Annotated in this window: 10 protein-coding genes and 2 pseudogenes; 11 read left to right on the forward strand and 1 reads right to left on the reverse strand. The window is 34.9% G+C overall.

Annotation, left to right across the window (positions count from 1 at the left end; genetic code table 11):
• Positions 1–239: 239 nt before the first annotated feature.
• The 11 genes and pseudogenes from cypD to A6J74_RS28935 all read left to right on the forward strand — a co-directional run bounded on the left by cypD (position 240) and on the right by A6J74_RS28935 (position 10809).
• Complete coding sequence (gene cypD / locus A6J74_RS28885) at positions 240–3437, forward strand: bifunctional P-450/NADPH--P450 reductase (protein WP_000359053.1); 3198 nt, start codon at positions 240–242, stop codon at positions 3435–3437.
• 347 nt (positions 3438–3784) lie between these two features.
• Complete coding sequence (locus tag A6J74_RS28890; protein ID WP_001064111.1) at positions 3785–5230, forward strand: L,D-transpeptidase family protein; 1446 nt, start codon at positions 3785–3787, stop codon at positions 5228–5230.
• A gap of 316 nt (positions 5231–5546) precedes the next feature.
• Positions 5547–6398, forward strand: a complete 852-nt coding sequence (locus A6J74_RS28895; protein WP_001078037.1) for a DUF2935 domain-containing protein — start codon at positions 5547–5549, stop codon at positions 6396–6398.
• Positions 6399–6506: 108 nt separating this feature from the next.
• Positions 6507–6626: pseudogene (locus tag A6J74_RS28900) on the forward strand (zinc ribbon domain-containing protein); the annotation flags it as partial.
• A gap of 209 nt (positions 6627–6835) precedes the next feature.
• A complete protein-coding gene (locus A6J74_RS28905; protein ID WP_001104095.1) occupies positions 6836–7051 on the forward strand; it encodes a hypothetical protein in 216 nt (71 codons plus the stop codon).
• 238 nt (positions 7052–7289) lie between these two features.
• Complete coding sequence (locus A6J74_RS28910) at positions 7290–7676, forward strand: DUF1259 domain-containing protein (RefSeq protein ID WP_000157863.1); 387 nt, start codon at positions 7290–7292, stop codon at positions 7674–7676.
• 486 nt (positions 7677–8162) lie between these two features.
• Positions 8163–8324, forward strand: coding sequence for a hypothetical protein (locus A6J74_RS30165; protein WP_000441014.1), 162 nt, complete (start codon positions 8163–8165; stop codon positions 8322–8324).
• A 543-nt stretch (positions 8325–8867) separates the two neighbouring features.
• Positions 8868–8993: pseudogene (locus A6J74_RS28920) on the forward strand (DUF1259 domain-containing protein); the annotation flags it as partial.
• 326 nt (positions 8994–9319) lie between these two features.
• Positions 9320–9739, forward strand: coding sequence for a MarR family winged helix-turn-helix transcriptional regulator (locus A6J74_RS28925; RefSeq protein WP_001048562.1), 420 nt, complete (start codon positions 9320–9322; stop codon positions 9737–9739).
• A 196-nt stretch (positions 9740–9935) separates the two neighbouring features.
• Positions 9936–10286, forward strand: coding sequence for a DoxX family protein (locus A6J74_RS28930; RefSeq protein ID WP_044810070.1), 351 nt, complete (start codon positions 9936–9938; stop codon positions 10284–10286).
• A 217-nt stretch (positions 10287–10503) separates the two neighbouring features.
• Positions 10504–10809 carry a monooxygenase gene (locus A6J74_RS28935; protein ID WP_000323747.1) on the forward strand — a complete coding sequence of 102 codons (306 nt, stop codon included), beginning with the start codon at positions 10504–10506 and terminating at the stop codon, positions 10807–10809.
• A 1285-nt stretch (positions 10810–12094) separates the two neighbouring features.
• Here A6J74_RS28935 and A6J74_RS28950 read toward each other — a convergent pair.
• Positions 12095–12487, reverse strand: coding sequence for a VOC family protein (locus A6J74_RS28950; RefSeq protein ID WP_001145292.1), 393 nt, complete (start codon positions 12485–12487; stop codon positions 12095–12097).
• Positions 12488–12519: the final 32 nt, after the last annotated feature.

Below are 12519 nucleotides of genomic sequence, written 5' to 3' on the forward strand. Positions count from 1 at the left end.
TAGGGAAAAGATAAAATAAGGTAATCAATTACATATCTTTATCCCAGGCGATTACTTGCTATCTTCTCTTTATTGAATGGGATATTTTATCCCGCTATTTGCCGGGCAGTAAGACCCCCACCTCAAAATTCAGCGGAAGCAAAGAAGTTAGGTGGGGGTCGGGCTGCCCGTAAAAGCCCGATTGGTGAGGGCTGATTAAAGTTTCACTTTATTTCATGCTTTTTGAAAGGGTGTTTTTAATGGATAAAAAAGTATCTGCCATTCCTCAGCCGAAAACATATGGACCGCTGGGGAATCTCCCATTAATCGACAAAGATAAACCGACCTTATCTTTTATCAAGATAGCGGAAGAGTATGGTCCTATTTTTCAAATTCAAACTTTAAGTGATACCATCATTGTCGTTTCTGGACATGAACTGGTAGCAGAAGTCTGTGACGAAACACGGTTCGATAAAAGTATAGATGGTGCTTTAGCAAAAGTTCGCGCCTTTGCTGGGGACGGGTTATTTACAAGTGAGACTGACGAGCCTAACTGGAAAAAAGCTCATAATATTTTGATGCCTACATTCAGCCAACGGGCAATGAAAGATTATCATGGCATGATGGTTGATATTGCTGTACAACTCGTTCAAAAATGGGCAAGACTGAATCCGAATGAAAACGTAGATGTTCCGGAGGATATGACCCGCCTTACATTGGATACAATTGGTCTATGTGGTTTTAATTACCGATTTAATAGCTTTTATCGTGAGACCTCTCATCCTTTTATCACTAGCATGAGCCGTGCTCTAGATGAAGCGATGCACCAATTACAGCGACTGGATATAGAAGACAAACTCATGTGGAGAACGAAACGTCAATTTCAGCATGATATCCAATCCATGTTTTCTTTAGTAGATAATATTATTGCTGAACGTAAAAGTAATGGAAATCAAGAAGAAAATGATTTACTTGCCCGTATGTTAAATGTGCAGGATCCGGAAACTGGTGAAAAATTAGATGATGAAAATATTCGTTTTCAAATTATCACTTTTTTAATAGCTGGGCATGAGACAACAAGTGGATTGTTATCTTTTGCAATCTATTTTTTATTAAAGAATCCGGATAAGTTGAAAAAAGCCTATGAAGAAGTAGATCGGGTATTGACAGATCCTACTCCAACATATCAACAAGTTATGAAACTTAAGTACATACGGATGATTTTAAATGAATCGCTACGTCTATGGCCTACTGCTCCAGCATTCAGTCTCTATGCAAAAGAAGATACAGTAATTGGTGGGAAATATCCAATTAAGAAAGGAGAAGATCGTATTTCTGTTCTTATTCCACAGCTACATAGGGATAAAGACGCATGGGGAGACAATGTGGAAGAATTCCAACCTGAACGATTTGAAGAGCCGGATAAGGTTCCTCATCATGCTTATAAGCCATTTGGAAATGGTCAACGAGCATGTATCGGTATGCAGTTTGCACTTCATGAAGCCACTCTCGTAATGGGAATGCTTCTTCAACATTTTGAATTAATCGATTATCAAAACTATCAGCTGGACGTAAAACAAACATTAACGCTAAAGCCCGGTGATTTTAAGATTAGGATCCTTGCCCGAAATCAAACGATCAGCCATCCTACTGTCCTTGCACCTATAGAAGAGAAGCAGAAAGACCATGAAATCAAGCAGCAAGTTCAGAAGACTCCTTCTATTATTGGAGCTGATAATCTTTCGCTGCTTGTTCTGTATGGCTCGGATACAGGGGTAGCAGAAGGTATTGCAAGAGAACTAGCAGATACAGCTAGTTTAGAAGGTGTTCAAACGGAAGTGGTAGCTCTTAACGAGCGAATTGGAAGTCTGCCAAAAGAAGGAGCAGTTCTTATTGTGACTTCTTCTTATAATGGAAAGCCGCCAAGTAATGCAGGGCAGTTTGTGCAGTGGTTGGAGGAATTAAAACCGGATGAGCTAAAAGGTGTTCAATACGCAGTTTTTGGTTGTGGAGATCACAATTGGGCTAGTACTTATCAGCGGATTCCAAGATACATTGATGAGCAAATGGCTCAAAAAGGAGCAACAAGATTTTCTACACGCGGAGAAGCAGATGCAAGTGGTGATTTTGAGGAACAACTCGAGCAATGGAAACAAAGCATGTGGTCTGATGCGATGAGGGCATTTGGACTAGAACTTAACAAAAATATGGAAAAAGAGCGCAGTACTTTGAGTCTGCAATTTGTTAGTCGTCTTGGAGGATCTCCTCTTGCCCGAACATATGAAGCAGTTTATGCATCTATACTAGAAAATCGTGAACTCCAATCATCCAGCAGTGATAGGAATACGCGGCATATCGAGGTATCCTTGCCAGAAGGGGCTACGTATCAAGAAGGAGACCACCTTGGAGTGCTGCCAATTAATAGCGAGAAAAATGTTAACCGAATTTTAAAACGCTTTGGATTAAATGGGAAGGATCAAGTCATACTGAGCGCAAGTGGGCGCAGTGTAAATCACATACCTTTAGACAGTCCTGTTAGTTTGTTTGACCTTATTAGTTATAGTGTCGAAGTGCAAGAAGCAGCCACTCGAGCACAAATACGAGAAATGGTGACATTCACAGCATGCCCTCCTCATAAAAAGGAATTGGAATCATTATTGGAAGAAGGAGTTTATCATGAAAGAATATTAAAGAAACGTATTTCAATGTTGGATCTTCTTGAAAAGTATGAGGCTTGTGAAATCCGATTTGAACGATTTTTAGAACTTCTTCCTGCACTCAAACCGCGTTACTATTCTATTTCAAGCTCGCCACTCGTTGCACAGGATCGTCTGAGCATTACGGTTGGTGTTGTTAATGCACCTGCATGGAGTGGGGAAGGGACATATGAAGGAGTCGCTTCTAATTATTTAGCTCAGCGTCATAATAAAGATGAAATTATCTGTTTCATTCGAACGCCACAATCAAACTTTCAATTGCCTGAAAATCCAGAAACACCAATTATCATGGTGGGGCCAGGTACTGGAATTGCACCATTCCGTGGATTCTTACAAGCGCGTCGTGTTCAAAAGCAAAAAGGTATTAACTTAGGACAAGCGCATCTATATTTTGGTTGTCGTCATCCTGAAAAAGATTATCTTTATCGTACAGAACTAGAAAATGATGAAAGAGATGGATTAATCTCTTTACACACAGCTTTTTCTCGTCTAGAGGGACATCCAAAAACATATGTACAGCATTTAATAAAACAAGATAGAATCAATTTAATTTCGTTATTAGATAATGGAGCTCATCTTTATATATGTGGTGATGGAAGTAAAATGGCTCCGGATGTAGAAGATACCCTTTGTCAAGCATATGAAGAAATTCATGAAGTTAGTGAACAAGAAGCAAGGAATTGGTTGGATTATTTGCAACATGAAGGACGATACGGGAAAGATGTTTGGACTGGAATATAAATTATCCTTAATTAGATAAGTAATATGTAACGAATGAACTTCTTTCGACTAAGTGTTACTTTACAAAATAAACGTATTGATAAAAATCCCGTATTTTTTATGGAATACGGGATTTTTCTATTTTTTAATAAGCTGGACTGATATTGTAGAAAAAGAAAAAATCTCATATGAAACTAAATTAGAGTGTTACACATAGAGTAGGGCCGTTCTATTAAAAAACTAAGTTTGATTAAATAAATGCGATAAAATCTTGTCAAAAATAATGAAATTTCAGGAAAAATAAGGTACACTAGTCAATGGTTTTGGTTTAAAATCGATTGACGTTAATGTCTATGGGGGAAAAATTGATGAACAACAATACAGTAAATGAATCAGTTGAAGAAGTTCATAAAAAACGAGTAAGATCAAGAAAACGTTTTCCAAATTGGAAATTTATCGCAGCGGGTGTTGGTATAATTGCGCTTCTCGTTGGGGGAGTGAGTTATTATCAGGTAACTCACTTCAATTCGAATGTTACGATTAATGACACCAAAGTTGGTGGTATGAGTGCTGATCAGGCAATACAGAAATTAAAAACATCTGGACTAGCAAATAAAGTTTATGTCGATCAACAACAAATTTTAGATGAAAAAGAGACAAAAACAGAACTTACGGAAAAAGATTTGCCTCAAGTTAAGAAGCTATTAAAAAGCCAGTGGACATTTTTCCCTTCCTCAAAGGAAAAAAATTATTCAGTGCTACCGAAAAAGGCGGATCAGTATCGTAGTGAAACGATGAAAAAACTTGTAGAAGAAAAGCTCGTTTCTATGAATAAAGAATTAAAAGCACCTCAAGATGCTATGGCGAAGCTTGAACAAGGAAAAATTGTTATTTCGAAGAGCGTTGATGGAAAACAGTATGACGTTACTAGTCTATTGAAAGATTACGACAAGCAGAAATATAAAAGCGAAATTCATCTGAAGTCTACATACATACAGCCTATTAAAGAAGACGATCCAATTATCAAAAAAGAGGAGCAAGCACTACAGAATCTTCTTGGGCAGTCCGTTGAATATAAAGTACAGAATGAAGTGTATCCTTTAAAAGCGAAAGATTTAATTCAAAATGCCTCTATGTCAAAGGATATGAAAGTGACAATCGATGCGAGTGACATTAAGAAAAAGATTACTGAAATTAATAATGCTAAATCAACATTAAATAAAAATTTCAGCTTTAAAACCCATTCCGGTTCGGTTATATCAGTAAAAGGACAAGGCTACGGCTGGGCACTAGATGTTGAAAAAGAAACAAAACAAGTTCAACAAGCTTTTGAAAAGGGTGAAAAATCGCTATCTGCTTCTAATATTCACGGAAATGGTTGGGAGAAGGAAGGTATCGGTTATGAAACAACAGCGAATAACGGTATTGGAGACACGTATGCGGAAGTTTCAATTGCAGATCAACAAATCTGGATTTATAAAGATGGCAAATTAGCAGTCACAACAAATGTAGTAACTGGTAAACATAGCACGAGTGAAGATACATCACCAGGTGTGTGGTACGTTCTGTATAAACGAACACCATACACGTTGAAAGGAAGCGCAGTAGGTAAAGCTGATTATGCAGTTAAAGTAGATTACTGGGTACCATTCACAAATAGCGGTCAAGGATTCCATGATGCTGGCTGGCGAACAAATTGGGCGAATAATGCCTATTTAACAGGGGGATCAGGTGGGTGTGTTAACCTTCTTCCTAATGTTGCAAAAACTGTGTATGATAATTTGAACACGTATGATCCAGTTATTGTGTACTAGAAAATAGCAATCTTGCGTGAAGCGATGTATGTATGAAGAACTTAAATTAAAAAAAGAAGCAGAAAATCGTGAGTGATTTTCTGCTTCTTTTTTATTATGTATACTATGTACTTCTCGTGTGCGGGGGGAACTGTTATCTAGGTACATTTTAAACATAACATGTGGTTATCAATTCAGAGAAAGGCATCTGATGGTATCTTTTCTTTATTTCCAAAAGGACTTGCTCAATATCATCATGAATTTTTATTGATGGCATTTATATATTTTTTTACTCATAAGAATAGAACTAGCTTAGTATTTACTGGGGGGATTAAGAATGAATAGGGATGAGACCTCATTACATCCTGATACGGGTGTTACGTCTGTCATGTTTGTTGAACGATCATTAAATGAAATTCGTTTTTGGTCTAGAATCATGAAGGAGCATTCTTTTTTTCTTCGATTGGGGTTTAGATGTGAGGATACCCAACTAATCGAAGAAGCTAATCAATTTTATCGATTGTTTGAACATATCGAACAAATAGCGTATTCCTATACAAATGAAACAGATCCTGAGCAAATAAAAAGATTTAATTCAGAAGTACAACAAGCTGCAACTAATATTTGGGGATTTAAAAGAAAAATTTTAGGATTAATTCTCACGTGTAAATTGCCAGGGCAAAATAATTTTCCACTGTTAGTTGACCATACAAGTAGGGAAGCTGATTATTTTAGAAAACGTTTAATTGAATTAAATGAAGGTAAATTAGATGCCCTTCCGGATGCTATTATTAAAGAAAATGTTTTCTTTTTAAGGATTATGGCAGACCATGCTAAATTTATTGGTCATCTTCTTGATCCATCGGAAAGAAAGCTTGTAGATACAGCACGGAATTTTAGCAATGATTTTGATGAATTAATGTATCAAGCAATTGACTTAGAATCTATGAAACCACAATCTCAAACAGTTCCTCTTTTAGATCAATTTTTAGATCAAAATCGTGTGTCAGTCACATCTCTTCGGGATTTTAAGAAAACGGCACGTGATTTAATTGAGCAATGTAAAGTAAAGAGTATCATTCATCCATTATTAGCAGATCATGTATTTCGTGAAGCGGATAGATTTCTTGAAATCATTGATATGTTTGATGCTCATCTTACCAATATTAAATCACAACCTAGATATTAAAAAATAAGGAAAGATACTATTTTTCCTTAAGCTGAGAAGTTAACAATTTATTGTTAGCTTCTTTTTCTTGTGATTTTTAATATTTCCAAGCAATGTAATGAAGTATAATTAGCGTATAAGCTACAAGAACAAGGCAAACAGCTTGTGAAAATAGATAAGTGATTTCCTTCTGCAAAGATGTGTCACGGTTGTAGAAACAAAAAAGAAATGTCACTATCTGAAAGAACAATGTAGACGATCGGAATTAAAAATGTTGAATAAAATTGACAATGAATATCATTTGCATTTATTATGGAATCGTCCCATGTAATTGGATATGATTTTTGTGAAAAAAAGTCTACTTTTTTATTAATGTAATAGATTTCAATTAAAATGTCACTTTCAAGAACTATCACTAATTTTTTTATGAATTTAAACGTAGGAAAGGGTAAGTAAAAATGAACTGGAAAAAAGGCGGATTATGGATTATTATTTTTTTCATTGTAAAAGGTACGATTTCTACACTTTTACTTGTTACGGGTGCTAAATATTTTAATTTATCATATATGCAACTTTTCGTACTAGTACTGATCTTATTACTGATTTCTCTCATAAGTCGAAAATTGCTTTATAGACATAAACAAAATAAAAAGCAAAAAGAGCTAAATATATAATGAAGCCCCAGAGACCTTTGGATTTCTGGGGTTTTACTTTTGGAAATTCATCCCGCTATTTGCGGGTAGTAAAACTCCCATCATTTACAATCTAGTAATAATTCATATAACCAAGAATACTTGGGCTAACAGATTTTATTAGAGTGCCATTATCTTTTTGTAACCGAATAGATTCATTACCGTTTCAGACTTATGTATGAATTCATAACCTAACAGTAAAAGGGGGATGATTGAAAATATGGCGAGTAATGAGGAATCAATTTGTCGACAGTTTGCCAGAATTATCGGTGGACAAGAAGGATTCGCCGGTGGAAAATGTGTAGCAACAATAAATCGGGAGGAAATACGAGCAACAATCTTAGGAAAACGTTTTAGAGTAACAACTTCCTTCTCATTTGAATCAAGAGATCATAAAACTGGACGGGCATTATGTCTAGGCCGAGTAGCACTCTTGCAAAAGGAAGTTACTGAATTTGTTGCTACAATTATTAAACAAGGTATAATTGTTTCGTCTATACACAATGAATGGTTATGTGATGATCCGAATTTGATTTACGTTAATATCGAAGACGTTGATGATCCACTAATTTTCGCAAAAAAAGTTAGAAGAGCGTTATGCAAGTAACAAATTTCTTTCGTTAAATGTTTGACTTTATTAATTAGAATTTTTTGGAATAGATTTAAGTGAATGATTTTATAAAAAAGAAGGCGTTCCATATTTGGAATGTCTTTTCTTAATAATTTTGCTGCTAATGTCGGCTGTTACATTATTTTAATTGATTATATGCTGCTTATCTTGCAACAATAAGAACTGGGTGAGGTATGTTAACTTGATGGCGATGAGCTTCGATTGTGGAAAACCTCCAGATTTTTATTAGCTGGTTAGTTGAAGAAGAATTTGTTCCACAACCATTAAGTTATTATAATACAAAAAATTCTTCTCCTGTAATCCCTTCAAATCGGTCAATCTCCGCGTCTTTTGAATTTCCTGAAAGTTGCTAAACTTAAGCTAAATAACTATACCCTCTCTAGAGAAATAATTAACATATCCTATGCAAGAAAGTTTAGGTAGCTAATAGCATATGTTTTATTGAAAGGGTGTGTTTGAATTATGGAAAGGCCGAATTGGGGAATTGGAGGATTAGTATTCGTTGGCTGCATGTTTCTTGGTGGAGGAGTGGGATCTATGTTAGGAAGTACTCAAACTGGATGGCTAATAGGAATGGGTACTGGATTTCTTGGGATGGCTTTAACGAGACTGATTAGAAAGTAATATAACGGGGATTCTTCTTCCGGTAAATAATGAAATATGTATGTAAGTAATTAATGCCATAAGAACTCTATAAATTATAGTTAGAAGCTTCTCTTTTGTATTTGTCTTTTCTGATTTTTTCCATACATAGATATGATTCTCAAGTCAGAGGATGGCACCTTAGGGTGTTTTTTTATGCCCTCTAAAAATATCTTAACATATAATAGCCGAGTTTTATCTTCAGTCGCCCAGCAAGCATAAAAGGAAAAACACCTCATAAAGTGAAAGTTTAATCAGTGGGGTGTTTATCTCTCACTGATTATTAGCCCTCACCAATCGGGCTGTTACGGGCAGCCCGACCCCACCTAACTTCTTTGTTTTCACTAAATTTTGAGGTGGGAGCGTTACTGCCCGTTACTGCGGGATAAAATAAAAATTCTGCACCATTTAAACTCTGGTAACAATACAAATGATCAAGAATAATTGAGCTAATAGATTTCGTTAGATTCCCATCATCTTTTTTATAATAGCATAGATTCATTACCATTTCAGACCTATGTATTCATTCATAACCTAACAGTAAAAGGGGTGATGATGAAAGGTATGGCGATTAATGAGGAATCAATTTGTCAACAGTTTGCAAGAATTATCGGCGGACAAGAAAGATTCGTCGGTGGAAAATGTGTGGCTGCCTGTAGATATCAAATTTTATAAAATGTTATAAGAACATCATAAAAAGAAAGAGGATGAAGCGCTAAAAATTACTGTGGTCATATTAAGCTGGGAGATCTACGGAACTTCTGTAGAATGGAGAAGAAATAGTCAGCAGAAATCACACCGGAGGAATGTATGGAATAGATTTTGACTTTGAAAACAATAGGTAATTCATTTGACAATTAAAATGACCTAATTTAATATATATGTCATAGCATATAAATAGTGAAACAAATACATTCACTGTGAATAATTGACTGGTATGCTATATCCTTTTATATCTTAATTTATAGAGGTGATCCATGAACTTACATGATTTAATAGGCTATCTTGTTCATCGTACTGATGTGAAAATGACTAATTATTTTACTAAGAAATTAAAGCCTTATGGAGTTACACCAGAGCAGTGGGGAATTATTAGTGTTCTTTGTAGCCAAAGGGGCACTACTCAAAAAGAGTTAGCAGAAGCTATTGATAAAGATCAAACTACTGTCGTAAGAATGATACAGTCAATGGAGAGAAAAGGGATTGTAAAGAAGGCTTTGAATGACCAAGATAGGCGTTCACATAACCTTTTTTTAACTGAAAAAGGTGACGAGTTAAAGAAAACCATCTTGCCTGTAGTGACAGACGCTCACCATTTCGTTACGAGTAATTTGAGCGAGGAAGAGATTAAAGTATTACAATCATTATTAAACAAATTGTATGATACACGCTATTAATACTTGTTCCTTATTAATACTATGCTATTCATAAGGAACAAACTTTGTTTTATGTATTATATATGCTATAGCATATAATTTTTACCCCTTTAAATATTGAAGCAATTTCCCTATGATCAATCTCAGGAAATAGGGTATAGGTAGTGACTACTACCTGAACAATACTGAGTTTTGATCAAATAATAAGAAAGGTGTGATTACTATTTTAATTTTCATCAATATTGTAAAAGTTTTGTTGTTTGTGTTCTTTTTAATGACAGGTACGAAAATTATATCTGGGAAAATGGCAGAGGAGTTCAAACGATTTGGTTTACCTTCGTTTTTTAATTTCTTAACTGGAGCTTTTGAGATTGTAGGAGCAATTGGAATGTTGATAGGAATTTGGATTCCAATAGTAGCTTTATTAGCAGGATTATTGTTAGGCGGTACGATGCTTGCAGCTGCATTAACTCTTATTGTATTAGCGAGAGATTCCTTTAAGAAAGCGATACCTGCACTTGTTTTGTTTGTCCTTAGTATAGGAATAAGTTGTTATCATATTTTTTAAACATAACCTGAAGCCGTTAAACTGTATGCGTTCAAGTTGCTAACATTTTGTAGTTTTTTTACAAATAGGGGGATTCTCAAATTAATGCTTGAATAATAATAGCAATACGAATTTAGACATTACTATCATTCGAATCATAATCAGTAAAAGAATGGGAAGGATTTTTATACAAAGGAATTCCTGATGAATTTTATATTAAAAATAGGAGTGAGTGAAAATGGCGTATTTATTACAAGTTGATTTTCCGTTTGAAGGTCCTTTTGGTGAAGAAATGGAAGAAGCATTTTGGGATTTAGCAAATAGTATTAACGAAGAAGAAGGATTCCACTGGAAAATATGGACTGAGAATGAAGAAACAAAAGAAGCTGGAGGCATTTATGTATTTGAGGAAAAACAAGATGCTGAAAAATACGCTGAAATGCACAAGAACAGACTTGAAGCAGTTGGTGTTAAAGATATTAGAGTAAGAATTTTTAACATCAATGAAAAGTTAACGGAACTGAATCGTGGGTATATTAAATAATTTCGACAGTCGGAGCAAGCGTAAAAGGAGGGGGATAATCCCCTCTTTTTTAAATTATTGAATTGATGGTGAGGGGACTTGCACAAAAAAATCCCTATATAAATAGGGATTTGTGTATCGGTATATTGTTCCTTGGAAAAGGATGTATGAAGTGTAATATATGAGAGTTCTTACATTTGTGAAAGTGACGTAAAAGTACTTTAAAGAAAATTTATTGAAATAATTTCTTCTCCTTTAATTCTTTCAGTCTGCTTTTCCTTAACGTCTCATGCCCATCAAGCTAAGAAAACAGATGAACCCAAAAACAAAAAAATCCTTCGCAAAATTTGTGAGAGAAAAGGAGAGATAAAGGTATTTTAACCTTATCTCTCTTTTTCTATATTAATTTATTTTCAGGTAAGGAGTTGATTAGTTATTACTAGTTATAAGAACGTGAAGAAGTGTTGATGCCGTTTGGAACTGTTGTAAAGGTTGAGGGGGGGAATCCAAGGAAATATCAGAGATGTGCATGATGATTTGGCGCAGGGTTATTAATCCATCTTCTATGAAATCGTGGGATTATATAAGCATTTATTATCCTGGAGATTTTAAAATAAAACCTACCTAATTATAGAAGTGATTTGAACGTAAGGAAATTGTAAGAAATGCATAAGAAAAAAGAAATTTTTATTATGTAGGATACAAATATAGAGAAGCACAAAAGAGGGAGGATAAATAGGATTTATTTATACGAAAACCAAACTAGTAATAAGCACATTCTAAATAAAAAAATCATTTATGGTACTAACATACATGTGAAAAAGAGAGGTTTTACCGTTTGTTACGACAGTATGGTGCTTGTAAAAATAAACAATATGAAGATGATTTCTGTGTAATTAGTAAGAAATAATATACAACCGCCGATACTATATGAATAGAGGGGAAGAGTGTCTTATGAAAATATATAATTAACTCCCATTTGCAGATTTAGCACTTTTCATTGCCGGAACTCTTAATTATACCTAACACCATTCCATTTATGAAATAGACAATGCTTAATAGGATTCTTCCAAGAAATAAGGCAGTTGCTTTTATAGTCCACTTCTTTATCTTTATTATATAAAGGGTTGGAAATAGTATAAGCACCCAAAAAATAAGAATGTAAACAGCATTGATCATTCTCTATACTCCTAACAAAACGATTTTTTCTTAATTTTGGTGAATTTTCAGGGTGAAAGTTAATGGTGTTCAAACCGTTTCTGCACTTGGGAAAAAAGGAGACAGAATTCCGGCTCCTTTTCCTTTTCTATCTCTCCGTCTCAAAAAACTCAATCCACTCCCCATCAGGGCCAGCGAAGAATATGTAACGTGTTCCATCTGGTAATGTTTCGATTTCTTCTCCTAGTAAAAATGTTACGCTGTGTTTTTGAATTCTTTCAATTTCATCTTCTAATGAATCCACTTTAAAGCAAATATGATGGACTTTTCCTTCTGCTGGAAGAGAAGAGTTATAACCTTCGATGAGTTCCAGTATCGTTTCCTTCGATTCTTCCACACCTAAAAAGGCGAGTTTTAAATCTGGATTCGGGTGCCCCATACGTTTAATGAGCTGTAAGCCGACTACTTTTTCATAAAAAGTAATAGATGTTTCTAAGTTTGCAACCATAAGTCCAACGTGTTCTATTCTTCTAACTGGCATGTAGATTCCTTCTTTCTGAAAATTTTATATGT

Origin of the sequence: Bacillus sp. FDAARGOS_235, from assembly GCF_002073415.2 — a bacterium.
Taxonomy (GTDB): domain Bacteria; phylum Bacillota; class Bacilli; order Bacillales; family Bacillaceae_G; genus Bacillus_A; species Bacillus_A toyonensis.

Coding starts and splice junctions, on each gene's coding strand:
- A6J74_RS28910 (WP_000157863.1), top strand. CDS start 7,290: ATGGCGAGTAATGAGGAATCAATTTGTCGACAGTTTGCCAGAATTATC.
- A6J74_RS28890 (WP_001064111.1), top strand. CDS start 3,785: ATGAACAACAATACAGTAAATGAATCAGTTGAAGAAGTTCATAAAAAA.
- A6J74_RS28925 (WP_001048562.1), top strand. CDS start 9,320: ATGAACTTACATGATTTAATAGGCTATCTTGTTCATCGTACTGATGTG.
- A6J74_RS28935 (WP_000323747.1), top strand. CDS start 10,504: ATGGCGTATTTATTACAAGTTGATTTTCCGTTTGAAGGTCCTTTTGGT.
- A6J74_RS28905 (WP_001104095.1), top strand. CDS start 6,836: ATGAACTGGAAAAAAGGCGGATTATGGATTATTATTTTTTTCATTGTA.
- A6J74_RS30165 (WP_000441014.1), top strand. CDS start 8,163: ATGGAAAGGCCGAATTGGGGAATTGGAGGATTAGTATTCGTTGGCTGC.
- cypD (WP_000359053.1), top strand. CDS start 240: ATGGATAAAAAAGTATCTGCCATTCCTCAGCCGAAAACATATGGACCG.
- A6J74_RS28950 (WP_001145292.1), bottom strand. CDS start 12,487: ATGCCAGTTAGAAGAATAGAACACGTTGGACTTATGGTTGCAAACTTA.
- A6J74_RS28895 (WP_001078037.1), top strand. CDS start 5,547: ATGAATAGGGATGAGACCTCATTACATCCTGATACGGGTGTTACGTCT.